Source organism: Paractinoplanes brasiliensis (assembly GCF_004362215.1).
Taxonomy (GTDB): domain Bacteria; phylum Actinomycetota; class Actinomycetes; order Mycobacteriales; family Micromonosporaceae; genus Actinoplanes; species Actinoplanes brasiliensis.
In genome coordinates, this window is sequence record NZ_SNWR01000001.1 from 4,863,376 (window position 1) to 4,889,033 (window position 25,658).

Annotated in this window: 26 protein-coding genes; 14 read left to right on the top strand and 12 right to left on the bottom strand. The window is 71.1% G+C overall.

What is annotated here, in order from left to right; genetic code table 11:
* Positions 1–119: 119 nt before the first annotated feature.
* Positions 120–959, bottom strand: a complete 840-nt coding sequence (locus C8E87_RS22130) for a GNAT family N-acetyltransferase (protein ID WP_133874866.1) — start codon at positions 957–959, stop codon at positions 120–122.
* Between the two features lie 125 nt (positions 960–1,084).
* Here C8E87_RS22130 and C8E87_RS22135 point away from each other — a divergent pair, with 125 nt between their 5' ends.
* Positions 1,085–1,666 carry a PadR family transcriptional regulator gene (locus C8E87_RS22135; RefSeq protein WP_133874867.1) on the top strand — a complete coding sequence of 194 codons (582 nt, stop codon included), beginning with the start codon at positions 1,085–1,087 and terminating at the stop codon, positions 1,664–1,666.
* A gap of 120 nt (positions 1,667–1,786) precedes the next feature.
* On the opposite strand, the gene C8E87_RS22140 is transcribed toward C8E87_RS22135, so the two are convergent.
* Complete coding sequence (locus tag C8E87_RS22140) at positions 1,787–2,422, bottom strand: CG0192-related protein (RefSeq protein WP_133874868.1); 636 nt, start codon at positions 2,420–2,422, stop codon at positions 1,787–1,789.
* An 82-nt stretch (positions 2,423–2,504) separates the two neighbouring features.
* A complete protein-coding gene (locus tag C8E87_RS22145; RefSeq protein ID WP_133876994.1) occupies positions 2,505–3,467 on the bottom strand; it encodes an LLM class F420-dependent oxidoreductase in 963 nt (320 codons plus the stop codon).
* On the opposite strand from C8E87_RS22145, the gene C8E87_RS22150 reads away from it, so the two are divergent.
* The gene (locus tag C8E87_RS22150; protein ID WP_239079869.1) at positions 3,466–3,678 is read left to right on the top strand and encodes a hypothetical protein; all 213 of its coding nucleotides are present in this window, start codon (positions 3,466–3,468) and stop codon (positions 3,676–3,678) included. The two genes, C8E87_RS22145 and C8E87_RS22150, sit on opposite strands and share 2 nt — an antisense overlap.
* A 43-nt stretch (positions 3,679–3,721) precedes the next feature.
* On the opposite strand, the gene C8E87_RS22155 is transcribed toward C8E87_RS22150, so the two are convergent.
* The 5 genes from C8E87_RS22155 to C8E87_RS22175 form a co-directional block, all read right to left on the bottom strand.
* Positions 3,722–4,786: an ABC transporter permease gene (locus tag C8E87_RS22155; protein ID WP_133874869.1), complete on the bottom strand. Its 1,065-nt coding sequence runs from the start codon at positions 4,784–4,786 to the stop codon at positions 3,722–3,724.
* Positions 4,783–5,676 (bottom strand): ABC transporter ATP-binding protein, encoded by an 894-nt coding sequence (locus tag C8E87_RS22160; protein ID WP_133874870.1) that lies wholly within the window; start codon positions 5,674–5,676, stop codon positions 4,783–4,785. Before C8E87_RS22160 ends, C8E87_RS22155 begins: the two co-directional genes overlap by 4 nt.
* Positions 5,677–5,763: 87 nt before the next feature.
* The gene (locus C8E87_RS22165) at positions 5,764–6,420 is read right to left on the bottom strand and encodes a response regulator transcription factor (RefSeq protein ID WP_133874871.1); all 657 of its coding nucleotides are present in this window, start codon (positions 6,418–6,420) and stop codon (positions 5,764–5,766) included.
* Entirely contained in the window at positions 6,417–7,688 is a 1,272-nt protein-coding gene (locus C8E87_RS22170; RefSeq protein WP_133874872.1) for a sensor histidine kinase, read from the bottom strand. The genes C8E87_RS22165 and C8E87_RS22170 overlap by 4 nt, the downstream gene beginning before the upstream one ends.
* A gap of 54 nt (positions 7,689–7,742) precedes the next feature.
* Positions 7,743–8,114: a helix-turn-helix domain-containing protein gene (locus C8E87_RS22175; protein WP_133874873.1), complete on the bottom strand. Its 372-nt coding sequence runs from the start codon at positions 8,112–8,114 to the stop codon at positions 7,743–7,745.
* A 734-nt stretch (positions 8,115–8,848) separates the two neighbouring features.
* Between C8E87_RS22175 and C8E87_RS22180 the strand changes: the two genes are divergently transcribed.
* From C8E87_RS22180 to C8E87_RS22210, 7 genes are all read left to right on the top strand, one after another.
* Positions 8,849–10,375 carry an amino acid permease gene (locus C8E87_RS22180; RefSeq protein ID WP_133874874.1) on the top strand — a complete coding sequence of 509 codons (1,527 nt, stop codon included), beginning with the start codon at positions 8,849–8,851 and terminating at the stop codon, positions 10,373–10,375.
* Between the two features lie 56 nt (positions 10,376–10,431).
* Positions 10,432–11,778 carry a glutamine synthetase family protein gene (locus C8E87_RS22185; RefSeq protein WP_133874875.1) on the top strand — a complete coding sequence of 449 codons (1,347 nt, stop codon included), beginning with the start codon at positions 10,432–10,434 and terminating at the stop codon, positions 11,776–11,778.
* Between the two features lie 2 nt (positions 11,779–11,780).
* Positions 11,781–13,151, top strand: coding sequence for an aldehyde dehydrogenase family protein (locus C8E87_RS22190; RefSeq protein ID WP_133874876.1), 1,371 nt, complete (start codon positions 11,781–11,783; stop codon positions 13,149–13,151).
* Positions 13,152–13,916: a 3-oxoacyl-ACP reductase gene (locus C8E87_RS22195; RefSeq protein WP_133874877.1), complete on the top strand. Its 765-nt coding sequence runs from the start codon at positions 13,152–13,154 to the stop codon at positions 13,914–13,916. It abuts the gene before it with no gap.
* 211 nt (positions 13,917–14,127) lie between these two features.
* Positions 14,128–14,814, top strand: a complete 687-nt coding sequence (locus C8E87_RS22200) for a gamma-glutamyl-gamma-aminobutyrate hydrolase family protein (protein ID WP_133874878.1) — start codon at positions 14,128–14,130, stop codon at positions 14,812–14,814.
* A 26-nt stretch (positions 14,815–14,840) separates the two neighbouring features.
* The gene (locus C8E87_RS22205; RefSeq protein ID WP_133874879.1) at positions 14,841–15,590 is read left to right on the top strand and encodes a gamma-glutamyl-gamma-aminobutyrate hydrolase family protein; all 750 of its coding nucleotides are present in this window, start codon (positions 14,841–14,843) and stop codon (positions 15,588–15,590) included.
* Positions 15,591–15,681: 91 nt separating this feature from the next.
* Positions 15,682–19,251: a SpoIIE family protein phosphatase gene (locus C8E87_RS22210; RefSeq protein WP_133874880.1), complete on the top strand. Its 3,570-nt coding sequence runs from the start codon at positions 15,682–15,684 to the stop codon at positions 19,249–19,251.
* A 68-nt stretch (positions 19,252–19,319) separates the two neighbouring features.
* On the opposite strand, the gene C8E87_RS22215 is transcribed toward C8E87_RS22210, so the two are convergent.
* Positions 19,320–19,631 (bottom strand): STAS domain-containing protein, encoded by a 312-nt coding sequence (locus C8E87_RS22215; RefSeq protein WP_133874881.1) that lies wholly within the window; start codon positions 19,629–19,631, stop codon positions 19,320–19,322.
* A gap of 210 nt (positions 19,632–19,841) precedes the next feature.
* Here C8E87_RS22215 and map point away from each other — a divergent pair, with 210 nt between their 5' ends.
* Positions 19,842–20,699 carry a type I methionyl aminopeptidase gene (map, locus tag C8E87_RS22220; protein WP_133874882.1) on the top strand — a complete coding sequence of 286 codons (858 nt, stop codon included), beginning with the start codon at positions 19,842–19,844 and terminating at the stop codon, positions 20,697–20,699.
* A complete protein-coding gene (locus C8E87_RS22225; RefSeq protein WP_133874883.1) occupies positions 20,696–21,385 on the top strand; it encodes a VIT1/CCC1 transporter family protein in 690 nt (229 codons plus the stop codon). The genes map and C8E87_RS22225 overlap by 4 nt, the downstream gene beginning before the upstream one ends.
* A gap of 39 nt (positions 21,386–21,424) precedes the next feature.
* Here the strand turns inward: C8E87_RS22225 and C8E87_RS22230 are convergent, their stop codons facing one another.
* From C8E87_RS22230 to C8E87_RS22240, 3 genes are all read right to left on the bottom strand, one after another.
* Positions 21,425–22,141: a nucleotidyltransferase domain-containing protein gene (locus C8E87_RS22230; RefSeq protein ID WP_133874884.1), complete on the bottom strand. Its 717-nt coding sequence runs from the start codon at positions 22,139–22,141 to the stop codon at positions 21,425–21,427.
* A gap of 185 nt (positions 22,142–22,326) precedes the next feature.
* Positions 22,327–22,752: a ferritin-like domain-containing protein gene (locus tag C8E87_RS22235; RefSeq protein ID WP_133874885.1), complete on the bottom strand. Its 426-nt coding sequence runs from the start codon at positions 22,750–22,752 to the stop codon at positions 22,327–22,329.
* Positions 22,753–22,962: 210 nt separating this feature from the next.
* Positions 22,963–23,430 carry a hypothetical protein gene (locus tag C8E87_RS22240; protein WP_133876995.1) on the bottom strand — a complete coding sequence of 156 codons (468 nt, stop codon included), beginning with the start codon at positions 23,428–23,430 and terminating at the stop codon, positions 22,963–22,965.
* Between the two features lie 176 nt (positions 23,431–23,606).
* Between C8E87_RS22240 and rimP the strand changes: the two genes are divergently transcribed.
* From rimP to C8E87_RS22255, 3 genes are read left to right on the top strand one after another with little or no spacing between them, the layout of a single operon-like run.
* Positions 23,607–24,224 (top strand): ribosome maturation factor RimP, encoded by a 618-nt coding sequence (gene rimP, locus C8E87_RS22245; RefSeq protein ID WP_133874886.1) that lies wholly within the window; start codon positions 23,607–23,609, stop codon positions 24,222–24,224.
* Complete coding sequence (gene nusA, locus C8E87_RS22250; RefSeq protein WP_133874887.1) at positions 24,221–25,255, top strand: transcription termination factor NusA; 1,035 nt, start codon at positions 24,221–24,223, stop codon at positions 25,253–25,255. Before rimP ends, nusA begins: the two co-directional genes overlap by 4 nt.
* Entirely contained in the window at positions 25,233–25,634 is a 402-nt protein-coding gene (locus C8E87_RS22255) for a YlxR family protein (protein ID WP_133876996.1), read from the top strand. The genes nusA and C8E87_RS22255 overlap by 23 nt, the downstream gene beginning before the upstream one ends.
* The last annotated feature ends 24 nt before the right edge of the window (positions 25,635–25,658 follow it).

The following is a 25,658-nucleotide window of genomic DNA, read 5'->3' on the forward strand; positions in this document are numbered from 1 at the left end:
AGCCCGCCGCTTGACCCGCCGCGCCGCCGGTAGCGGGGTGCGGCCCGGTGTTGCAGCCGACCGGTCCGAAGCGGCGGGACCTTCCTGGTGCGGTTGTCGCGCGGCCACGACGCGTACGGTCAGAAAAGCACTGTCGCGAACGAGCCGGCCGAGACGAAGCCGCACTTGGCGTAGAGGCGCCGGGCCGGCGCGTTGTAGTCGTTCACATAGAGGCTCACCGTGGGTGACACCCGGCGCAGTGCGTCGCGTACCACCGTGGCCATCGCCGGGGCGGCCAGCCCGCGGCCGCGGAATTCCGGGTCGACCCAGACGCCCTGCACCTGCGTTGTCCGGTTGGTCACGATGGCCAGCTCGGCCTTGAAGATCACTCGGTCGCCGACGAACCGTGCGTAGGCGCGCTTGCCCTTGACCAGCTCGACGATGCGCCGACGGTAACCGCGGCCGCCGTCGTCGAGCAGGGGTGACACGCCGACCTCCTCGGTGTACATCGCCACGGCCGCCGGGAACAGCGCGTCGACCTCGTGGGGTCGCACGAGCCGCACCTCGGGGTCGGCGGCGATGGCCGGATCGCGGTCGGCCACCAGCAGCGGCTGGTTGGGGCGCACGTCGCGGGCCCGCCCCCAGTGACCGCCCAGCCTGTCCCACAGGTCCAGGACCGCGTCGGAACGCCCGATGATCGACGAGCAGATACGCGGTTCGGCCCCGAGCACCTCGGCGAACGCGGCGGTGGCGGCGGGCGTCGTGCACACCGGGACCAAATGGGCGCCCGACCAGATCATCGACTCGACGCGGCGGCCCGGACCATAGCCGAAGATCCGGCCGTCGGAGCGCCACCAGTTGAGCCCGTGCGCGGCCACCCGCTCGGCGATCTGAGCGCCGGCATAGGGGTCGCGATCGAGGATCTTCTCGACCTGCGCACGCTCGGACTCACCGAGCTGGCGAATGGGCACCGTCAGCACAGCTATCACATTGCCAGATCGAGGGCCGCCGACACTCGTCGCAACCCGGTCCGCGCAAAGAATCACTTGTCGCCGACACGTTGCCGATATATCGTCGCAGTATCGACAACAGATCGGAGATAGTCATGAGGCATCATCATGAGGGCCCGCACGGCTCGCGTCACCGCGGTTTCAGCTTCCCGCCCGGCTTCCCGTTCGGGGGCCCCGGCGATTTCGGTCCTGGCGGCCCGTGGGGAGGTCCCGGCCAACGCGGCGGGCGTCGCGGTGGGCGAGGCGGCCGGCCCAACGTCCGCGCCGCCGTCCTGGCGCTGCTCCTCGAGCGGCCCATGCACGGCTACGAGATGATCCAGGAACTCGACTCCCGCACGAACGGGATCTGGCGGCCCAGCCCCGGCTCGATCTATCCCACACTGCAGCTGCTGGAGGACGAGGGGCTGATCGAGCCCGAGACCGAGGGCAGCCGCAAGAGCTACCGCCTGACTGCCGACGGCCGCCCCGAGGCCGAGACCGCCGCGCAGAACCCGCCGTGGGGCAACATCGGCGACGACACGATGTCGCAGGTGCAGGATTTCCGCGACGCCGCGGTCGGCATCATGGGCGCGCTCAAGCAGGTCGGCTTCAACGGCACGCCCGAGCAGCGCCAGCGAGCCCTCGAGATCCTCAACGAAACCAAGCGCAAGCTCTACGCGATCCTCGCCGACGAGTGAGCAGTGTCCCCGGCCGTACCCCTGCTGTCGGCCGGAATGACGGGACGCCCAGGGAGCCGATCCTCGAAACGGGATCGGCCCCCTGGGCGTCCGGGGGATGGATGGGGGAGGGGGGTTCGGTCAGCGGGGGAGAGCGAACGCGAGCGGCACCGAGGCGGGTTCGGCCTGCCATGTGCCGAAGAGGACGGCGCCGGGGTGGGAGACGGCTCGGTCCAAGATGCGGGGGATGGTCAGGGTCAGCTTGTCGGTCTCGATGACCGTGGGGTTGGCCGGGTCGACGTGGGTGATGGCCGTGACCGCGCGGGCCTCGGCGAACTCGTTGATCAGACTGGTCGTGATCGTCATGCTCGGTTGCCGCGGCTCCAGGTGGCCGTCGATCTCGATGAACTCCTGTGCCTGGCCGCTGCCGGTGAGCAGCGCCTGCGCCAGGGCCTCGGCGTAAACGACGTCGCCCGTGCCGTCGTACACCCAACGCAGGCCCAGAACCGAGTGCTCGGTCGTGCCGACCAGCCACTCGTCGGCGTCCTCCAAAGGTGCCGCCCGATAGGTCAGCGGGATCTGATAGGTCGGCCCATCACCCGCCGTGACCAGCAGGGTCTCGATGCCGACCTCACCCTCGGGGTCGTCGAAACGGTAGGACGCCACCCGTTCGACAGCGGCGCCGGCCGCGCCCTGATACCACGAGCGGCTCGGGAGCCACGCCGCCAGCAGTTCAACCTTGGTGGGACTCAAAGTCGCCTTGTGGATCAATGCCATGCGCCGCATCGTAGTTTCCCCATGCGTCCCACGGGCACCGGCAAATACCCGGACTGTCCGACCGTGCGCAAACAGCCCCTGTTCAGCGGCCCAAAGCGGTCAGCACGTCGAGGATCGCGCCGGCGTCACCGGAGTCGAGGGCCGGGGTGGGGAGCAGGGCCATGGCGGGCACAGTGATGCCGGCGGCCACGTACGCCTCGACCTTGGCCCGGCACTCGTCGGGGGAACCGTGCACGATCAGGTCGTCGACGACGGCGTCCGGGATCGCGGCCAGGGCGGCCTTGCGGTCCCCCGAGGACCAGGCCCGCCACATCGGGGTCAGGACGTCGCCGCGGCCCAGCCAGCGGTGGAACTCGGCGTACGCGGGGACGGTCAGGTACGCGGCGATCATGCGACGGCCCACGCTGCGGGCGTGACCGGCGTCGTCGGTGGGGCAGACGAAGATCCGGGCGGCCACGTCGAAGTCGGGCTTGTCGGTTTTGACCTCGGCCAGGGCGGTGCCGACGTCGGCCGGGGAGAGCCAGTTCAGGATCACGCCGTCGGCCTCGGCGGCGGCCAGGCGCAGCATGCCGGGGCGCAGCGCGGCCAGCAGGATCTGCGGCGGGACGGCCGGGGGGCGTTCGAGGCGGAACCGGCGTACGGGGAAGGTCTCGAACTGCTGGTCGACGAGCTCGCCGGCGAGGGCCGCGCGCAGGAAACGCAGCACGTCGCGGCTGCGCTGGAACGGCTCGGTGAACTCGACAGCGTTCCAGTCGCCCACCACCACGGGGGACGAGGCGCCGATGCCCAGTTGGAACCGGCCCGGGGCGGCGTCGGCCAGCGCGGCCGCGGTCATCGCGAGCAGGCCGGGCCCGCGCGTGAAGACGGGCGCGATCGCCGTGCCGAGCCGGAACTGCGGGGCCCACGCGGCGGCCAGCGTCAACGGCGTGAACGCGTCCGCGCCGGCCACCTCCGAACTCCACAGATCGGTGAAACCGGCGTCGCCCAGCGCGGCGAAGACGGCGGCGTGCTCGGAGAGCGGGATCCCGCTCAAGGGAACGGTCATGCCCCAGCGCATCGACATGCTCTTGATCCTGCCTCGGCGCGGCAGTGAGGTCCACCACCGGCAGGCGGACGTGCGGGTGGCGTCGTCGGCCCTGTTCGGCGCCGGGCCGGTCGTGGCGGTCGACTGGCTGGTCCTCGCGCCGGAGCGACTCCTCAAGGATGTCGAGGAGTCGCTCGTGGCAACAGTGCGGCGCGTCGGGACTGCGACGTAGCCGCTACGCGCCCAGTGCGGCGCGTCGGGGCAAAAGCTGCGGACTAGGACGTCGCCTTCGAGCGCCACGCCGTCGCCCACGAGGTGCGGCCGTTGGTGCGCAGCAGCGAGCCCTCGTAGATCCGAGTGCCCACACCCAGCAGCAGCGCCGCCGTGACGGCCATGATGACGAGCGAGACGATCGGCTCCCACAGGGCGGCCTCGCCGGTGAACACCCGGGTCGGCATCGCGATCGGCGCCGAGAACGGCACGTACGACAGGACCCGCATCACCAGGTCGTTCTCGCCGAAGAAGACCACCGCGAAGAACGGCAGCATGACGGCCATCTGCACCGGCTGCGACGAGCCGCTCAGCTCCTCGGGGCGGGACGCCATCGCGCCCACGCCTGCCCACAGCGCCGCCAACATCACGAAACCGACCACGAAGAACGCCACGAACCACCCGATCGTGGGTTCCAGCAGGCGCAGGATGCCGCTGTCGACCCCGGCCAGCCGCGAGCCGACCAGCGTGACGAGCGCGATCAGGCCCACCTGCACGAACGCGAGCAGCGAGAGTGCTGCCACCTTTCCCGCCAGCAGCGCACGGGTCGGGACGCTGGCGACCAGGATCTCGACGATGCGGGTCTGCTTCTCCTCCGTCACGCTCTGCGCGATCTGCAGGCCGAACAGGAACGAGGTGAAGAAGAAGACGAAGGCCAGGGCGAACGGGACGATGTAGGCGAGGGTCGGGTTCACGGCGTCGGCGTCCAGCAGACGTACGGGGGGAGCCGTGCTCAGCGCCCGTACCACGTCGTCCGGTGTCTCCGACATGCTCAGCACCTCGGGTCCGGACACGACCGCGGCGTCCACCTCGTCGTCGCGCACCAGCTTCTCGGCGGCCGCGTCGTCGGCGACCACACGGACGTCGAGGCCGGCCTGCTCCAGCGTCGCTGCCACACTCCGGTCGGCGACCGCGACGGAGGCCGGCCCGCCCGAGAACACGGCCGGCAGCACCGTGATGGCGATCGCGAACAGCAGGAAGAACGCGGTGCTGAACAGGAACGTCTTGTCGCGCAGCTTGACCCGGATCTCGCGGGCGGCGACGACCTTGGCGGCCTCGTACGTTCTCATCGGACGACCTCTCGGAAGATCTCGGTCAGGGTCGGGACGACGGGGCCGAACGCGCGCACCGGTCCCCGCTCCAGCGCGGCCAGCAGCACCTTCTGGTCGTCGAAGCCCTCGTCCAGGCGGAAGACGGCGTGCGGGCCGTCGAGGTCGAGCAGCGTCACCCCGGGCTGGTCGCGCAGCCAGCCGGCGTCGGTGTCGACCCGCAGCTGATAGCGCGGCTCGCTGTGCCCGGCGCGCAGGGAGGCGCGGTCGCCGGCGGCCCGGATCCCGCCGTCGGCGATGATCACGAGGTCGTCGCAGAGCCGTTCGACCAGTTCGAGCTGGTGGCTCGAGAACAGCACCGGCGCTCCGGCCGCGGCCCGGTCGCGCAGCACCTCGACCATCGTCTCGACGGCGATCGGGTCGAGGCCCGAGAACGGCTCGTCGAGCACCAGCACCTCGGGGTCGTGCACCAGGGCGGCCGCGACCTGCGCGCGCTGCTGGTTGCCGAGCGACAGCTTCTCCAGCTTCTCGCCCGCCCGCTCGCCCAGCCCGAGACGTTCCAGCAGCTTCTTCGTACGCTCCTCGGCCGCGGCGCTGCTCAGCCCGTGCAGCCGGCCGAGGTAGACGACCTGGTCGTGCACGGTCATCTTCGGATACAGGCCGCGTTCCTCCGGCATGTACCCGAAGCGCTGGCGGATCTCGCGGGTCAGCGGCTTGCCGCCCAGGGTCACCTCGCCGCTGTCGGCGGCCAGGACGCCGAGGATGATCCGCATGGTGGTGGTCTTGCCGGCGCCGTTCGCGCCGACGAACCCGGTCAGCTTGCCGCCGCCCACGGCGAACGAGACGTTCTTGAGAACTGCCCGGTCACCGAAGCTGCGGCTGACGGAACTCACGTTCAGCACGGTGGTCATGCCGTCAACGCTAGGCAACCGGGCCGCGGAAAACGTCCGGCTCAAGCATGATCAGCAAGGTCCTCCGCGCGGACGACAAGCGGAGGCTCATCCGCCCGGGCGGACGACTCCCAGTTCGTACGCCATCACCACGGCCTGGGTGCGGTCACGTGCCCCGAGCTTGGTCAGCACGCGGCTGACGTGGGTCTTGACGGTGGTCTCGCCGAGGTGCAGCGACGCCGCGATCTCGGCGTTGGTGGCGCCCCCGGCCAGCTCGACCAGCACCTCGTGCTCGCGCGGGGTCAGCTCGCCGAGGCGGGCCGCCGGTTCGGCCCGGGTGGCGCCCGGCCGGGCGAACGCCGAGATGACCCGGCGGGTGATCTCGGGGGCCAGCAGCGCGTCGCCCCGGGCGATCACGCGTACCGCCTCGACCAGGGACTCCGGCGAGCTGTTCTTGAGCAGGAACCCGCTCGCGCCGGCCTCCAGCGCCGCGAACAGGTAGTCGTCGCGGTCGAACGTGGTCAGGATCAGCACCGACGGGCCGCCCTGGCCGGCGACGATGCGACGGGTCGCCTCCAGCCCGTCCATGACCGGCATCTCGACGTCCATCAGCACGACATCGGGCGCGTGTGCGGCGACGGCCGCCAGGGCCTGGGCGCCGTCCTCGGCCTCGCCGACCACCTCGATGTCGTCCTCCAGGCCGAGGATGACGCGGAACCCCGTACGCACGAGGCGGTGGTCGTCCGCGAGGAGGACCCGGATCACGACGCCACCCGCTGCGCCGGGATGGCCAGGGGCAGACGCGACCGTACGCGGAAACCGCCGGAGTCGCCGTTGCGGTTGGCCGCCTCGACCGTGCCGCCGAGCAGTCCCACCCGCTCGCGCATGCCGACCAGCCCCATGCCGCCGGTCGTGCGGGCCGCGCCCCGGCCGTCGTCGGCCACGTCGATCTCCAGCTCGCGGGCGAGGTAGCGGATCCGGACGTCGATCGTCGACGCCCCGGCGTGCTTGAGCGCGTTGGTCACGGCCTCCTGCACGACCCGGTACGCCGTCTGGGAGGTCGACGCGGGCAGGTCCTTGACCTCTCCGAACACCGCGAACTGGGGAGTCAGCCCGGCGTCGCGGACCCGGTCGAGCAGCTCCTCGACCCGGTCGAGTCCCGGGCTGGGCGCGGTCACCGGCTCGTCGGCTGTCCGCAGCGCGCCCAGCATGCGCTGCAACTCGTCCACCGCCGTACGGGCGCTCTCCTCGACGGCGGTGAGCGAGTCGCGCGCGGTCCCGGCGTTGCGGTCCATCGCCCGGCGGGCCGCCGCGGCCTGGATCCCCATGACCGACACGTGATGCGCCACCACGTCGTGCAGCTCGCGGGCGATGCGCAGCCGCTCGGTGACCACCGCCTGCTCCTCGGCCACTGTCCTGGCCTGGCGCAGCTGCTCGGCCTGGTCGACCAGCACCGCCTCGCGCCGGGCGGACTGCCAGGCGATCTCGCCGAAGAAGAACGCGAAGCCGAACACCGCCATGTTGAGCAGCACCTGGCTGATCAGGGCCGAAAGCAGCGGGGGCAGCTCGCCCGTGCCGTCGGCGAAAGCGTCGGAGGGGATGCCGTCGAAGGAGATCAGCCAGGTGATGGCGAGCCATCCGAACATCGCGCCGATCACGCCGAAGCGCAGCCACCGCGAGCGTCCGTGGTCGGAGCTCCACGCGCCCGCGGAGTAGATCGCCGCGAAGATCGCGCCCGAGGCGAACTGGATTTCCTGGGCTTCGCGAACCTGACCGGCGATGAACACGACAGCCGTGACGATCAGGACGACGTCGGGGTGGCTACGCCGCCAGATCAGCGGGAACGTGACCGCGAACGAGAACGCCAGATGCTCGAAGGCGCTGCGCTCGACGCCCCAGATGATCTGGCCCACGCTGCGCGCGAGCATCACGTAGAGCAGGGCGGTGGCGACCACGACGAGGCCGATGACGAGGTCGATGCGGCGCTGCCGAGGGGTCGGCTTCGGGCGTCGCCAGTCGTCGAGGCTGGGCATGCACTGAGCCTGCCACACGGTTCCGACCTCGGCCGGTGCAGGTTTACCGTGCGGTCAGCCGGCGCGGTAATACTGCGTTTTCGCGATGTCGGGGTGGGTTTGGGTGGGGATGTCGGCGTCGTCGCCGGGGGTGAGGGCGCCGCCCAGCTCGAGGATCCGGCGGTGGGCCGCGGCCAGCCTGTCCTCCAGGGTGACGATGCGGCAGGCGGCGGTCAGCAGATAACCCTCGTCGAGGAGCTGGCGCACCCGCTGGGCGAGCTGCAACTGGTGACGGGAGTAACGGCGGTGGCCGCCGTGCGAGCGCTCGGGCTCGATCAGGCCGGCGGGGCCGAGGCTGCGGAGGAATGCGGGGGTCACGCCGATCATGTCGGCGGCGCGGCCCATCGTGTACGCCGGGAAGTCGGCGTCGTCGAAGGTCGTGCTCATCGTGCCCTTCCGGGGGATTTCGCGCGTGCGTCCGGGGTGTCCGGTGTGCACATGATCCAGGGCCCCGGCGGGTAACCGGGGCCCTGGCTTTTCAATTCTTGTGCCGGCCGTCGCCGGCGCATGCGGTCGTCCGCCTGCGTGCCGCTAGCGGACCACCTGAGTGATGGGCATCGGCTGCGATCACCTCTTGTCGGGTCGGGGACGTTGCGAATGCGCGTTGCTGCGGTATCTCGTCCTCCTTAACCAACTCAGGGTCTGCCATTGCGTGCCGGCTGTGCGTGGCCGACTCAGAAACTGTATGCCGATCAGGCCCGGATTTCTAGTACCAACGCTGCAGATTTTTCGGGCAAATCGTCGGCGTGATCCACGTTGTCGCAGGTGGTGAAGGTGAGGCCGAGTCACGTTGAGGGCGGCGGCGCGGGACGGGCGCATAGCACGGCGGAGCCGCGTGAGAGAGAGGTGACCGCGTCCCGCGCCGCCGCGGGGTCGGGGCGCCCGCAGGCTGCCCCCGGTGTTCGCGAAGCCTGCCGAGGGCTCGCGCGCCGGATCAGCGGCGGGAGAACACCGGCAGGGCGTCGGATGATCGCTGCCCTGTCATGGCTATGAGTGTGCCGGTGCGGCCGGGGCCGGGCAACGCAATTAACGCTGCGCATTGACGGCGGTAACACAGCGGGTAGATCATCACGGCACGCCGTGGCCTCGGTCACAGCAAACCCTCGGTAAGGGAGTCACACATGAGTGTCAACCCCGCACCCAGCACCGACGAAGAACGCCTGGCCCAACTCGGCTACCAGCAGGAACTGCATCGCCGACTGTCCGGCTTCTCGAACTTCGCGGTCTCCTTCTCGATCATCTCCATCCTGGCCGGCGCGATCACCTCGTACGGCATCGCCATGACCGCCGGTGGCCCGATGGCCATCACCCTGGGCTGGCTGTTCGTCGGCATCATGGTGACCTTCGTGGCGCTCGCGATGGCCGAGGTCTGCTCGGCCTACCCGACCGCCGGCGCGCTCTACTGGTGGGCGGCGGCGCTGGCCAAACGCAACAAGGCGGCCTGGGCCTGGTTCGTGGGCTGGTTCAACTTCCTCGGCGAGGTGGCCGTCACCGCGGCGATCGACTTCGGCGCCGCCATCACCACGTCGGCGTTCCTCAGCCTGACCTTCGACATGGAGGTCACGACCGGGCGGACGTTCCTGATCTTCCTGGTGATCATCGTCGTGCACGGCCTGCTGAACACGTTCGGCGTCAACCTGGTGCGGCTGCTCTCCGACGTCAGCGCCTGGTGGCACCTGGCCGGCGTGGCCGTGATCGTGGGCGTGCTGACGATCGTGCCGGACACCCACAAGCCGATCTCCGAGGTGTTCACCGAGGTCCACAACGCCACCGGCTTCACCTTCGCCGGCGCGGGCATCTACGCCGTGCTCATCGGTCTGCTGATGGCGCAGTACACCTACACCGGCTACGACGCCTCGGCCCACGTCGCCGAGGAGACGCACGACGCCGCCCGGGCCGCGCCGCGGGGCATCGTGATGTCCGTGGTCGTCTCGGTGATCGCCGGTTTTGTGCTGCTGTTCGCCATCACCTGGTCGATCCAGGACTACGAGGCGCAGCGCACGACCGAGCTGGGGCTGCCGCCGGCGCAGATCTTCATCGACGCAGCCGGGCACGACCTCGGCACGTTCCTGCTGTTCATCTGCATGGTGGCGCAGTGGTTCTGCGGCATGGCCTCGGTGACGGCGAACTCGCGGATGTCGTACGCCTTCGCCCGTGACGGCGCGCTGCCCGGCTCGCGCCTGTGGAAGCAGGTCAACCCCCGTACGGGAACGCCGACCAACTCGATCTGGCTCTGCGTCGCCCTGTCCACGCTGCTGGTGCTGCCGTCGCTGTGGAACACCACGGCGTATCTGGCGGCGACCTCGGTCGCCGTCATCGGCCTCTACATCGCGTACGTGATGCCGGTGTTCCTGCGGCGCGCCAACCCGGACTTCGAGCCGGGCCCGTGGCACCTGGGCCGGTGGAGCGCGGTCGTCGGCTGGATCGCGATCGTCTGGGTAGGAATCATCTGTGTCCTGTTCGTCCTGCCCACGGCCAGCCCGATCACCGCGGGCAACTTCAACTACACGATCGTCGCGGTGGCCGTCGTGCTGGCCTTCGCCACGATCTGGTGGTTCGCGGGAGCTCGCAAGTGGTTCACCGGGCCGAAGCAGAACCTGATCGAGAAGGCGCACCAGGGCGAACAGACCATGCCGACCGAGAACTGACCGCACAGGGGCCGGGCCCGTCCGGGTCCGGCCCGCACCGAACAGGGAGACACCCGATGGATCTCGAGGAACTGGACGTCTCCGTCGACAACGGCAGCATCGACACCGTGCTGCTGGCGCTGACCGACATGCAGGGCCGGTTGCAGGGCAAGCGCCTGCACGGGCGGTACTTCATGGACGAGGTGGCCGGGGGCGGCAGCGAGGGCTGCAACTATCTGCTCGCGGTGGACGTCGACATGAACACCGTCGACGGGTACGAGTCGTCCTCGTGGGCCAGCGGCTACGGCGACTTCGTGATGCGGCCCGACTTCACGACGCTGCGCCGGGTGCCCTGGCAGGACGGGACGGCCCTGGTGCTGGCCGACCTCGAGACCACGAGCGGTGAGCCGGTGTACGCCTCGCCGCGGCAGATCCTCAAGAAGCAGATCGATCGGCTGGCCGAGCACGGCCTCACCGCGTACGCGGGAACCGAACTGGAATTTGTGCTCTACAAGGACACCTACGAGCAGGCTTTCGACAAGGGTTACCGTGGCCTGATCCCGGCGAACCAGTACAACGTTGACTATTCGCTGCTGGGGACGGCGCGGGTCGAACCGCTGCTGCGCCGCATCCGCAACGAGATGTACGGGGCGGGGCTGCTGCCCGAGAGCGCCAAGGGCGAGTGCAACTTCGGCCAGCACGAGATCGCGTTCCGCTACGCCGACGCGCTGACCTGCGCCGACAACCACGTGATCTACAAGAACGGGGCCAAGGAGATCGCCGCCCAGGAGGGCATGGCGCTGACGTTCATGGCCAAGCCCAACGAGCGGGAGGGCAACTCCTGCCACATCCACTTCTCGCTGCGCGGACAGGACGGCGCGTCGGCGATGCTCGGCGACGGACCGGCCCACCTCAGCGTGACCGGGCAGCGGGTGCTGGCCGGGCTGCTGGCGACCATGCGCGAGTTCAGCCTGCTGTTCGCGCCCAACATCAACTCGTACAAGCGGTACCAGCCGGGGTCGTTCGCGCCGACCGCGCTGCGCTGGGGCGTCGACAACCGCACCTGCGCCTTGCGGATCGCCGGCCACGGGCAGGGCATGCGGGTCGAGAACAGGGTGCCCGGCGGCGACGTGAACCCCTACCTGGCGATCGCCGCCCTGATCGCGGGGGCGCTGCACGGCATCGAGAACGAGCTCGAGCTAGAGCCGGAGACGACCGGCAACGCGTACGACGACGCGGCCGCCGACCGGGTGCCGACCACCCTGCGCGAGGCCCAGCAACTCTGGCTGGGCAGTGACGTGGCGCGGGCGGCGTTCGGGGCGGACGTGGTCGGCCACTACGCGAACATGGCGCAGGTGGAGCTGGCCGCCTTCGACGCGGTGGTAACCGACTGGGAGCTGCGCCGCGGCTTCGAGCGGATGTAACCATGGGGACCGTGCCGACAACTGAAGTGATCAACCCGTCCACCGGTGAGGTCTTCACGACCGTGCCGTCGCTGGACCTGGCGGTGACCGATGCCGCCATCGAGCGGGCGGCCCGCGCGTTCCCGGCCTGGCGGGCCGTGGCCCCCGGCGACCGGGCCCGGCTGCTGCGCCGGTTCGCCGCCGTGGTCGACCAGCACCTCGACGAGCTGGCCGGGCTGGAGGTGCGCAACGCCGGGCACACCATCGGCAACGCCCGCTGGGAGGCCGGCAACGTCCGGGACGTGCTCGACTACTACGCCGGCGCGCCCGAGCGGCTGAGCGGCCGGCAGATCCCGGTGCCGGGCGGGCTCGACGTGACGTTCCACGAGCCGCTCGGCGTGGTCGGCATCATCGTGCCGTGGAACTTCCCCATGCCGATCGCCGGCTGGGGGTTCGCCCCGGCGCTGGCGGCCGGCAACACGGTCGTGCTCAAGCCGGCCGAGCTCACCCCGCTGACCGCGATCCGGCTCGGCGAGCTGGCGCTGGAGGCCGGGATTCCCGAGGACGTCTTCCAGGTGCTGCCGGGCAAGGGCTCGGTCGTCGGGCAGCGCTTCGTCACCCACCCGGCCGTTCGCAAGGTCTGCTTCACCGGTTCCACCGAGGTCGGCAAGTCGATCATGGCGGGCGCGGCCGACCAGGTGAAACGGGTGACCCTCGAGCTGGGCGGCAAGAGCGCGAACATCGTCTTCGCCGATGCCGACCTCGAGAAGGCGGCCGCCTCGGCGCCGGGTTCGGTGTTCGACAACGCCGGCCAGGACTGCTGCGCCCGTTCCCGGCTGCTGGTGCAGGAATCGGTCTACGACAAGTTCTTGTCGCTGCTCGAACCCGCGGTCGCCGGCTTCCGCGTCGAGGATCCCGCCTCCGAGAGCGCCGAGATGGGCCCGCTGATCTCCGCCGGGCACCGAGCCGCCGTGGCCTCGTACGTGGAAGGGTCTGACGTGGCCTTCCGGGGCGGCGCGCCGGAAAAGGACGGCTGGTGGTTCCCGCCGACGGTGCTGCTCGCTCACTCGACCGGCGACCGGCACTGGCGTGAGGAGGTGTTCGGACCGGTGCTGTCGGTGCTGCCCTTCTCCGACGAGGAGGACGCCGTACGCCTGGCCAACGACACCGAGTACGGCCTGTCCGGCTCGCTCTGGACCCGCGACCTCGGCCGGGCGCTGCGGGTCTCGCGGGCCGTGGAGACCGGCGCGCTCAGCGTCAACAGTCACTCGTCGGTGCGCTACTGGACGCCCTTCGGTGGCATGAAGCAGTCGGGACTCGGCCGCGAGCTGGGCCCGGATGCGCTTTTGTCCTTCACGGACGTGAAGAACGTGTTCCTGGCCATGGGAGATTAAGTGGAGCGTTTGCAGGACCGGGTCGCCGTCATCACCGGCGCCGGCAGCGGAATCGGTCTCGCCACCGCGCGGAGGTTCGCCGCCGAGGGCGCTTTCGTCGTTTGTGTCGATATTTCGGGGGATACGGGCAAGGCCGTCGCGGAGGAGGTCGGCGGCGAGTTCGTCGCCTGTGACGTCTCCGACGAGGAGCAGGTCAAGGCGCTCTTCGACGGGGTGGCCGAGCGCCACGGCCGGGTCGACATCGCCTTCAACAACGCCGGCATCTCACCGCCGGACGACGACTCGATCCTGGTCACCGGCCTGGACGCATGGGAACGAGTGCTCAAGGTCAACACGACCTCGGTGTTCTTCTGCTGCAAGTACGCCATCCCGCACATGCAGCGGCAGGGCAAGGGCTCGATCATCAACACGGCGTCGTTCGTGGCCCTGCTCGGCGCCGCCACCTCGCAGATCGCCTACACCGCGAGCAAGGGCGGCGTGCTGGCGATGACCCGCGAGCTCGGGGTGCAGTTCGCCCGGGAGGGCATCCGGATCAACGCGCTCTGCCCCGGCCCGGTCGCCACTCCACTTCTCCTGGAGCTGTTCGCCAAGGACCCCGAGCGTGCCGCCCGCCGCCTGGTGCACGTGCCCATGGGCCGGTTCGCCGAGCCCGAGGAGATCGCCGCCGCGGTCGCCTTCCTGGCGAGCGACGACGCCTCGTTCATGACCGCCTCGCAGTTCGTGGTGGACGGCGGCATCACCGGTGCGTATGTAACTCCGCTTTGAACGTTTAGCGGCCCGTTTCCACGGGCAACGACCCTGTACATCCTCTTCGCGAGGGTGAAGGGGTCGAATCCCCGCCGGCGCCGGTCGATCCCGGTGCGGGTGGGACAGAGGGGCCCGGGCGCGGCGCCGTTTCCGTCAAGGAAGCGACGCCGCGCACCTCTTTCAACCGTTGAGCGGTTGTCCCGAAACATGATCTGGTTACGGTGAGGCGATGCGTCCGATCATCGGCATCACGACCTATGTGGAACCGGCCACGTGGGGCGTCTGGCGCGACCTGCCGACCACCTTGATCCCGTACGACTACGTCGCCGCCGTCAGCCAGGCCGGCGGCCGCCCGGTGCTGCTGCCCGAGCACGACGACACCGACGTCCTGGAAATCCTCGACGGCCTGGTGCTCGCGGGCGGCCCCGACCTGAACCCGGAGTTCTACGGCGCCGAGCCCGGCCCGCACACCGTGAGCCGCCCGGATCGTGACAGAGCGGAAATATTGCTCGTACACCGGGCGTTGGAGCTCGACATGCCCGTCCTCGGCGTGTGCCGGGGCATGCAGCTCCTCGTCGCCGCCGCCGGGGGCACGCTGCACCAGCATCTGCCCGACGTCCTGGGCCACGAGCGGCACCGGCCGGCCCCCGGGGTCTACGGCGAGCACGAGGCCACGTTCGTCCCGGGCAGCCGCATCGCCGGCCTGATGGGCGACGACCTCGCTGTCCGGTGCTTCCACCACCAGGGCGTCGACGATGCCGGAAAGCTCACAGTCACCGGCCGCGCCGAGGACGGGCTGGCCGAGGCGGTCGAGGATCCGGGACATTCGTTCGTCCTCGGCGTGCAGTGGCACCCCGAGGTCACCCGCGACGAGCGGCTCTTCGGGGCCCTGGTCGCGGCGACCGGCAAGAGGTAAAGAGCAACAGGGAAGGAAAGCACGGAATGCGCAGGCCCCTCATCGGCATGACCTCGTACGCGGAACAGGTGCAGTACAACGGCAACGACGTCATGGCGGGCATGTTGCCGATGACGTACGTGCGGGCCGTGCACGCGGCAGGCGGGCGAGCCGTGCTGATCACCCCCGACGACCCCGGCGACGACGTGATCGAGTCGCTGGACGGCATCGTCTTCTGCGGCGGCAACGACATCGACCCGGCGTACTGGGGCGCCGAACGGCACCCGACGACCGAGGTCGACAAGGAACGCGACGAGTCCGAGATCCGGCTGATGCGCGCCGCCCTCGCCGCCGACCTGCCGCTGCTCGGCGTCTGCCGGGGACTGCAGGTGATGGCGGTTGCCGGTGGCGGCACGCTGCACCAGCACCTGCCCGACGTGCTCGGCCACGACCGGCACCGCGCGGCGGCCGGCACCGACCCGCTGGCGGCAGGGGCCTCCGCGTACGGGCGGCACGACGTCATCATCGAGCGCGGCTCGGTGGCGCACCGGGTGCTGGGCCCCCACGCGACGGTGAACTCTTTCCACCATCAGGCGGTCGACGACCCGGGATCGTTCACCGCGACCGGCTGGTGCCCCGACGACCGGGTCATCGAGATCATCGAGGACGCGTCCCGTACGTTCGCGCTGGGTGTGCAGTGGCATCCCGAGCGCACCGCCGATCTGCGGGTCTTCACCGCCCTGATCGAGGCGGCCGCCGAACGCTCCGGGCTGCAGCCGGAAGCCTTCGCCGCGTAACCGCTGAACGAGCCGCCAGCCCGTTCCGGTGTTACCGTGCTGATCCGTACCGGCGGACGGTTCGCCGGGCAGGAAACGTGGGAGGACACCCATGGGCGCGGGCTCGGACGGCACTCTTCCGAGCCGGCTCGCCGTGGCCTTCGAGCGGGGCGGCGAGATGGGCCGGCGCATGGCCGGGTTCGACTGGTCGACGAGCCCGCTGGGGCCCCCGGCCGGGTGGGCGCCCGAGCTGCAGGGCGCGGTGGCGACCATGCTGGCGTCCCGGGCCCAGATCATCATCTTCTGGGGGCCGGAGCGGTGCTCGCTCTACAACGACGCGTACATCCCGGCCGTCGGCACCAAGCACCCGCGTTTCCTGGGCCGGCCCGCCCAGGAGCTGTGGGCCGAGACGTGGTCGGTGCTGAGCGAGCTGCTCGACAGGGTGATCGAGCGCAACGAGTCGTTCTGGGCGGCCGACCACCCGTTCATGCTCGAACGGCACGGCTTCCTCGAGGAGACGTACTTCGACATCTCGTACGACCCGATCCGCGGCGCCACGGGGGCGGTCGAGGGCATCTTCTGCGTCGTCTCCGACACCACCGGGCGGGTCCTGGGCGAGCGACGGGTGCGCACCCTCAGCGCGCTGGGCTCGCGCCTGGCCGACTCGTCCGATCAGGCGGCGCTGGCGGCCGAGGCCGTGGCGGTGCTGGCCGAGGACGAGGCTGACATCCCGTACGCGGAACTTGTGCTCGACGACGACGAGGAGCAACCGGCCCACCCGGTCGTGCGACGGGTGATCGAAACCGGTCCCGCCACCACGGTGCCGCTGCGGGACATCACCGACCCGCCGCCCACGGCCGCCGACGTCGCGCTGGTGCTGCCGGTGACGGCGGGCACGGCCCGGGTCGGCGCGCTGGTCGTGGGCGTGAGCCGCTACCTCGCCCTCGACAAGGCCTATCGCGACTTCCTCGACCTGGCGACCGTGCAGATCTCGCGGGCCGTGGGCAACCTCCGGGCGTACGAGCAGGAACGCGCCCGGGCCGTCGAGCTGGCCGCCCTCGACCGAGCCAAGACCAACTTCTTCTCGAACGTCAGCCATGAGTTCCGGACGCCGCTGACCCTGATCCTCGGCCCGCTGGAGGATCTGCTCGACGACCCCGAGCTCCCCGACGAGCAGCGGGAGCGGCTGCAGCCCATGCATCGCAACGCCCTGCGCCTGCTCAAGCTGGTCAACACGGTCCTCGACTTCTCGCGCCTGGAATCCGGGCGGCTGCGCGCGGCGTACCAGCCCACCGACCTCTCCGACTACACCGCACGGCTGGCCAGCACGTTCCGCTCGGCCGCCGAACGGGCAGGCCTCAAGCTGATCGTGGACGCGCCGCCCCTGCCCGGTCCCGTCCACGTCGACCGCGACATGTGGGAAAAGATCGTCCTCAACCTGCTCTCCAACGCGGTCAAGTTCACCCCGCAGGGGCGCATCGAGGTGCGGGTCCGGGCCGTCGACCGGGGTGCCGAGCTCACCGTGAGCGACACCGGCGTCGGTATCCCGCCCGACCAGTTGCCGCTGCTGTTCGACCGGTTCCACCGGGTCACCGGCATCTGGTCGCGCAGCCACGAGGGCACCGGCATCGGGCTCGCCCTGGTACGCGAGCTGGCCGAGCTGCACGGCGGGTCGGCCGGCGCCGAGAGCGAGCCCGCCGTGGGCAGCGTCTTCACCGTCACGATCCCGTTCGGCTCCGCGCACCTGCCGGCCGACCGGATCACCGAGGGCGCCGGCCGGATCGTCGGGGAGATCGACGCCCGCCCGTACGTCGAGGAGGCCGAGCACTGGTGGGCCGGTGAGACCGAACCGGCGCCCGCGGCCGCCCCTGCCGGGCGGGAACGCGGCCGCATCCTGCTCGTCGACGACAACGCCGACCTGCGCGACCACCTGAGCCGCCTGCTGCGCCCGCTGTGGGACGTCACCGCCGCCGTCGACGGCCGGGCCGCGCTCGAGCTGGCCTCCCGGCGGCAGTTCGACCTGGTGCTGACCGACGTGATGATGCCCCGGCTGGACGGGTTCGGCCTGATCGCGGCCCTGCGCGCCGACGAGCGCACCCGCGACATCCCGATCCTGGTGCTCTCGGCCCGGGCCGGCGAGGAGGCGTCCAGCGAGGGTTTGGCCGCGGGCGCCGACGACTACCTGGTCAAGCCGTTCTCGGCCCGCGACCTGACCGCCCGGGTGCGGGCCAACCTCGACCTCGGCCAGGCCCGCCGCCAGGTCCTCAACCGTCTGCGGGAGCTGGTCGACACGGCGGCCGCGGTCAACTCCGTACGCACCACGGACGAGGTGCTCGACGTGGCCGCCCGGCACGTGCGCGACATGGCGTCGGCGGGCCGGGTGGTGATCACCGTCCCCGGCGCGCGGGCCGAGGTGGACGCGGGCGCCGACCCCGAGGCCCAGCCCGACCTGGAGCTGCCGCTGACCGACACGTCCGGCGCGACCGTCGGCGAGCTGCGGGTCTGGGCGTCGCCGCAGGGCACCCCCGAACCGGCCGTGCTGGCCCAGCTGGCCCGGCTCATCGGCCTGCGGCTCGAGAACGCGCGGCTCTACGAGGCCGAGCACCGGATAGCCACCACGCTGCAGCACAGCCTGTTGCCGCAGTCGCTGCCCCAGATGCCCGGGGCCATCGTGGCCAGCCGTTACCTGCCCGGCAGCAGCGAGGCCGAGGTCGGCGGCGACTGGTACGACGTGATCGCGGGCCAGGACGAGCAGCTCTACCTGGTGATCGGCGACGTGGTCGGCAAGGGCGTCCAGGCGGCCGCGGGCATGGGCCAGCTACGCAACGCGCTCCGGGCGTACATCCTCGAAGGTTTCGACTGCGGCGAGGCGCTGACCCGGCTCAACCGGCTCGTCGACAACCTCGGCCGGCGGCAGTTCGCGACGGTCGTGTGCGTCCGGTTCGACCCGCGCGAGCAACAGCTGCACTACTCGTCGGCCGGGCACCCGCCGCCGGTGCTGGTGGCGCCGGGCGAGCTCGGCACGTTCCTGTACTCGTCCGCGCTCGGACCGCCGATCGGCGCGCTCAGCGACGCGGACTATCCGACGTTCTCGGCCCCGCTGCCGGTCGGTGGGCGGCTGGTGCTCTACACCGACGGCCTGATCGAGGACAGGCAGATCGGGATCGACACCGGCCTGGCCGAGCTGACCGCCGACGCGGCCAAATCCACCGAGCACGTCGAGGACCTGCTCGACACGCTCCTGGCCAAGGCGGCCCGGCGCACCCGGCGTGACGACATCGCGCTGCTGGCGCTCGAGACGACCGAGGCCCGGGAGTTCGTGCTGCGGCTGCCGGCCGAGCCGGGCCAGCTCAGCGTGCTGCGGCGGCGGCTCGACGACTTCCTGACCGCGCACGCCGTGCCCGAGGCCGACGCGTTCGACCTGACGGTGGCGGTGTCCGAGGCGGCGGCCAACGCGATCGAGCACCCGATCGAGCCGGCCGAGCCGTTCATCACCGTCGAGGCGTCGATGGCCGGTGACGCGGTGGTGGTCGTCGTCCGGGACACCGGCCGCTGGCGGTCCAGCGAGTCGGGCGGGTTCCGGGGGCGGGGGCTGGCTTTGATCGGGGCGCTGGCGGAGCTGTCGGTGCGGAACTCGGCCGAGGGCACGTCGGTGACGCTGCGGCGGCTGCTCAGCTCCTGACCCGCCCTGTCGTGCTCAGCTCCTGACCCGCCCTGTCGCGGGCGCCCCGGCCCTCAACCCCGGCGGGCTCAGCCCTTGAGCCAGGGCTGGGTGGCCAGGCCCGAGATCTCGAGCACGCGGCGCACCTGGGGCGACGCGAGCACGGTCAGCCCGTCGCCGTAACGCTCGGCCAGCCGCAGCAACGCGTGGATGGCCGCCGAGTCGAAGAAGGTGACACCCCGCAGATCAAGGGTCGTCGCGGCGGTGGCGTCACGGGTGGCCGCCTCGAACATGGCGTCGGCGGTCGACATGTCGACCTCGCCGCCGATCGTCACGACGACCCGTCCCGCCTCCACAGCCGTCGAGGCCGTGAAGCTCTGGTCCGCCCGCTCTTGATCCACGCTGACACGATTACACAGGGGCCGGACCCCGGCAAGAACCGCCCGATCGGGCTCAACCGAGCCGTTATGGTGCGGCCGCCGCCACACCGGTGATCGGCGGGCCCGGCGATAGGCTTCGGGTATGACCGACTGCACCGAGCGGCGCCCGGCCGCACCGATCTACGGCTTCGCAGGCGAGGGCCAGGAGGGCATGCCCACGGAGGCCCAGCCATGACCGTCCGCGCCCCTCTGGCGCCGGGAAAGCAGTCGCCCTGGCGGGCGGTCCCGGCGCAGATCGTCCGCCCGGAGTACGTGGGGAAGAAGCGCCCGAAAGAGTGGCGTGGTTCGCACGTGCAGACCGCCGAGACCATCGAGCGGATGCGGATCGCGGGGCGGCTGGCGGCGCAGGCCACCCAGCTCGCCGGGGAACACTGCAAGCCCGGCGTCACCACCGACGAGATCGACCGGGTGGTGCACGAGTTCCTGTGCGACCACGGGGCCTATCCGTCCACCCTGGGCTACAAGGGCTTCCCCAAGTCGTGCTGCACGTCGCTCAACGAGGTCATCTGCCACGGCATCCCCGACTCCACGGTGCTCGAGGACGGCGACATCATCAACGTCGACGTCACGGCGTACATCAACGGCGTGCACGGCGACACCGACGCGACCTTCTGCGTGGGCGAGACCTCGGAGGAGGCACGCCTGCTGGTCGAGCGCACCCACGAGGCGATGATGCGCGGAATCAAGGCCGTCGCGCCGGGCCGCCCGATCAACGTCATCGGCCGGGTGATCGAGTCGTACGCGAAACGCTTCGGCTACGGCGTGGTGCGCGACTTCACCGGTCACGGCATCGGCGAGACGTTCCACTCGGGGCTCTACATCCCGCACTACGACAACCCGCGGCTCGACACGGTGATGGAACCGGGCATGACCTTCACGATCGAGCCGATGATCACGCTGGGCACCCACGAGTACGACATGTGGTCCGACGGCTGGACGGTGGTGACCAAGGACCGCAAGTGGACGGCTCAGTTCGAGCACACCCTCGTGGTCACCGACGACGGCGCCGAGATCCTGACCCTCCCGTGACCGGGACGATCGAGCATCACCACGCCGACGTCTCCGGCGGCTGGCTGCGCGCGGCGACCTTCGGCGCGATGGACGGCCTGGTCACCAACATCGCGCTGATCGCCGGGGTGGGCGGCGGCGGGGTCGATCGCCGCACGCTGATCCTCACCGGGGTGGCCGGGCTGGTCGCGGGCGCCATCTCGATGGCCATCGGCGAGTACACCAGCGTCCGTACGCAGAACGAACAGGTCGCGGCCGAGCTGGCCAAGGAGCTGAACGAGCTGCGGCACAACCCCGAGGGCGAGGCCGACGAGCTGGTCGGCATGTGGGTCGCCCGCGGCCTGCCCGAGCCGCTGGCCCGCCAGGTCGCCGACGTCCTCAAGCGGCACCCCGAGCAGGCGCTGCGGGTGCACGCCCAGGAGGAGCTGGGCGTGGTGCCCGACGAACTGCCCAGCCCGTGGACGGCGGCCGGGTCGTCGTTCGTGTGCTTCGCCCTGGGTGCGCTGGTGCCGCTGCTGACCTACCTGCTCGGCTACGACAGCCTGTGGCTCGCGCTCGGCGTCGGCGGGGCCGGGCTGTTCGCGACGGGGGCGATCGTCGGGCGTTTCACGGCGCGGCCGTGGTGGCTGGGCGGGCTCCGGCAGCTCGCCCTGGGTGCGCTGGCCGCCGTGGCCACGTACGGCATCGGGGTGTGGATCGGCGTCTGAGCCCGCGCGCTGGTCTGGGCGTTGCCGCGAGGCGCCCGGCTATTCGAAGAGGTCGCGCAGGGTGCCGTCGACCGGGCAGCCGCGGGCGGTCAGGTCCTCGGCCTGGGCGTCGAGGATCTTGCCCAGCTCCTGGACGTCGGCCCCGGCCACCCCGGTGCGCTTGACCGCGTCGGCCGGGTTCCGGAAATACGTGCGGCTGAGCAGGCCGGTCACCAGGGCGGCGTGCAAGCGGGCGTCGGCCATCATGACCAGCGCGGCGTCGGTGTCGTAATACTCGGCCAGCCGTACGGCCCGGGAGTGCGCGGCCGACGCCACCTCCCAGTCGTGCCGGGCGAGGCTGCTGAACTCGTGCGGCCGTGCCTCGGCCAGCCGGCCCAGGTGCGCGTCGCGGTGCCGGGCGAACAGGCCGCGCGGGTCGTGCAGCGGACGGGTGGTGACGAACCGTTCCGCCTCCAGCGGCCAGCGCGGGGTCAGCTCGCGTACCCGGCGCAGGCACTCGTCGGCCGTCGTCACCCGCAGGTCGACGAGGATGCCGTCGACCTTGCGCAGCGCCGGTCGCGGCCCCGCCCCGGCGCGATAGGTGAGGACGGTCAGGTTGACGTCGCTGCCGTCGTGGTCGTCGCCGTGCGCCAGCGAGCCGTGTACGCCGATGGCCTGCACCTCGGCCGGCCAGCGGCGCTCGATCACGTCGCTCAGGCGGGTGGCGAGGCGGCCCCGGGGCGAGGTGAAGTCGATCTCGTCCTGCACCCCGACCATTCTCGGGCATCCATGCGTACGCGGAAGGTCTACAGCGCGTAGCTGGAGATCCGACAAATACCGCATCTCGTCTTTGCCCGGCCGGGCGCTGTTCGGGGCGGCCGGGTGCTGTCCGGGTGGCTGGGTGCTGTTCGGCTCGGCCGGGTGCGTTCGGCTCGGCCGGGTGCAGTTCGGGTGGCCGGGTGCTATTCGGGGCGGCCAGGGAAGGGCAGGGTCACCGGGCTCACGGCGGCCAGGCGGCGCCAGCGGGTGGCACGGACGGCAGCCTCGGTCATCGCGGCCAGCGCCGTCGTACGGTCGGCGCTCGTGGACACCGGCAGCAGCGGTCGCCAGGCCTGAGCCACGCCGTCCTCCACGTGAATCGCCAGTTTGAGCGCGCTCGCCCGGTCGGTCACCTCGAACGGCAGCTCATATCCGGCCGGGGAGGGCGCCGAGCTGGCCTTCAGTTGGGCGAGCTCGGTCACGAGGTAGTCGCGGCGGCCGCGGTGGACCTGTTCGGCCTCGCGGGCCTCGGTCACGTCGCCCCGGCTGCCCAGATGCACGCCGATGATCCCGTACGCGTAAATGGCCGCTTCCTCGGCCGCCAAGGCCGCACCCAGTTCAGGACTCATCGCGGCGCCTCCAGAACGAAGCTGCGCCCGGTCGCGGGCTGATCGGGGCGGTTCCGCGGGGCAGGGTCGCGCCCGTTTGCGGGGTGATCGGGGCGGTTCCGCGGGGCATGGTCGCGCCCGGTTGCGGGCTGATCAGGGAGGTTCCGCGGGGCAGGGTCGCGCCCGGCTGTGGTCTGACCGCGGTGGCTCGGCCGTGGGCAGGGCGCGGGGTCATCGGAGGGCCTCGGCGTGGGTGGCGCGGCAGGCGGCGATCGAGCCGACCAGCGCCGTGCGGTCGGCCGGGGCAGCCAGGCAAGCAGCGACCGCCGACTTCTGGGCCGCCTGCTCGGCTGTGCGCAGGGTGGCGATCGTCTCGGCCGGAGCGCCGGCCGCCGCGCTCGCGCTCGGGCCGGCCGAGGGCGGGGGCTCGCCGATCAGGCGGGCCAGCTCGGCGGCATGGGCCCGGTGGTCGTCGGCCAGGGGAGTGAGCCGGGTGGCCAGGCCGGGTTGGGCCAGGATCGCCCGATCGTAGGACGCGGCCAGCGCCACCGCCTCGTCGAGCAGGGGCTGCAGCGGGTCCGGCGGATCGGGTGGCTCCGGCTCGTCGTCGAAGAGCCCGCAGCCGCTCAGCGAGGCCGTGGTCAGCCCGGCTGCGACCGCTCCCAGCACACGCCGGCGGCTGTACCCCGTGATGCTCATTCGCACCGCGCCAGTCAACACCATAGGGGACGGCTGTTGACCTGCGGATGGCGCTCAATCGGTGCGGCGGCGAACCGGCGCGCGGCCGAGCGCGTTACGCTCTGTCCCAGCCGCGGGGCTTTCCGGCCCGGCGGCATACAGTCGTTTGTCTGCTTTGACAGAAGGGTCGAGCACCGATGACGCAGCGTGGTCGCGCCGGCGCCCGGCCCGGTCAGGGTCCCGGGGCCCGCCGCCGCCGTGAGGACGAGCAGCCCCGCGTTCCCGCCGCGCCCCGCATCGACCTGACCGCCGCGCGGGCCCGCGTGCGCGGGGTGATCGAGCCAGTCGTCGCGCAGGCGGGTTACGACCTGGAGGACGTGAACGTCTCACGGGCCGGCCGCCGCCACCTCGTACGGGTGCTGGTCGACACCGACGGCGGCATCAGCCTCGACGACGTGGCGATCGTCTCGCGGGAGATCTCCGCCGCTCTCGACGCCGCCGACGAGAACGGTGGCGAGGTCCTGGCGGGCGAATACCAGCTCGAGGTCGGCTCGCCCGGCGTCGACCGGCCGCTGACCCTGCCCCGCCACTGGCGGCGCAACCGGGGCCGGCTGGTCGCGGTCAACGGGCTCACCGGCCGGGTGGTCGACGCCGACGACGCGGGCATCGTGCTCGACGTCGACGGCACGTCTCGCGAGCTGCGCTTCGACGAGCTGGGCCCGGGCAAGGTGCAGATCGAGTTCAAACGGCTGGACGAGGCCGACTTCGGCGACGAAGACGATGACGATGACGACGAAGGGGAGGGCGAGGAATGAACATCGACCTCGCGGCGCTGCGCGCCCTGGAGCGCGAGCGGGAGATCCCGTTCGAGACGATCTTGGCAGCCATCGAGACGGCGCTGCTGACGGCCTACCGCCACACCGAGGGCGCGCAGAGCCACGCCCGGGTCGAGATCGACCGCAGGACGGGCGTCGCGTCGGTGCTGGCGCAGGAGCTCGACGCCGACGGCACCGTGGTGCGTGAGTGGGACGACACCCCGCACGACTTCGGACGCATCGCCGCCATGACGGCCAAGCAGGTGATCCTGCAGCGGCTGCGCGAGGCCACCGACGAGCAGCACTTCGGTGAGTACGCGGGCCGCGACGGCGATCTGATCACCGGCATCGTGCAGGCCGACGCCGCGCGCGCCGAGAAGGGCATCGTGATCGTCGACCTCGGCAAGATCGAGGCGGTGCTCCCGCAGTCCGAGCAGGTCCCCGGCGAGTCGTACGAGCACGGGTCGCGCATCCGGGCGATCGTGGTGCACGTGGCCAAGGGCTTCCGCGGCCCCCAGGTCACCCTCTCCCGGTCGCACCCGGCCCTGGTCAAGAAGCTGTTCGCCCTCGAGGTGCCGGAGATCGCCGACGGCGTCGTCGAGATCGCCGCGATCGCACGTGAGGCAGGTCACCGCACCAAGATCGCGGTCCACTCGACGGTCCCGGGGGTCAACGCCAAGGGCGCCTGCATCGGCCCGATGGGTCAGCGGGTCCGGGCGGTGATGAGCGAGCTGCACGGCGAAAAGATCGACATCATCGACTGGTCGGAGGATCCGGCGCAGTTCGTCGGAAATGCTCTCTCACCCGCAAAAGCCCTGCGTGTCGAGGTGGTGGACGCCGCCACCCGGACGGCCCGGGTCACCGTGCCCGATTTCCAGCTGTCGCTGGCGATCGGCCGTGAGGGGCAGAACGCCCGGCTCGCCGCCCGCCTCACCGGCTGGCGGATCGACATCCGGCCGGACAACGAACCAGCCGGAGGATCCGAGCGTCATGCGCCCGCCGGCCGTGATGCGGCCGAGGCGGGAAGCTGACCGGATACGCGTCCGGGGCACACGAGGGGTAGACTTTTACGTGGTCGGTCCGACGCGAACCTGTGTCGGTTGTCGCAAACGCGCGCCGGCCACCGAGTTGATCCGGTTTGTCGTGGCAGGTTCCGGGGTTGATCTCCGGCTCCAGCCCGATCCGAACCGCCGACTGCCGGGCCGGGGAGCGCATCTGCATCCCGATCCGGCTTGCTTCGCGCTGGCGGAGCGGCGCCGAGCCTTCGGGCGGGCGTTGCGTCTCACCGGTGTTGCTGACACCGGATTGCTGGCCGAACACATCCGGGTGGCCGTCACGTCACCTGGAACGACCGATGGCACGGCCGCCGTGGCCGAGTCACGACCCAGCAAGGTAGGACGACCCAGATGAGCACACGATGAAGTCCCTGAAATG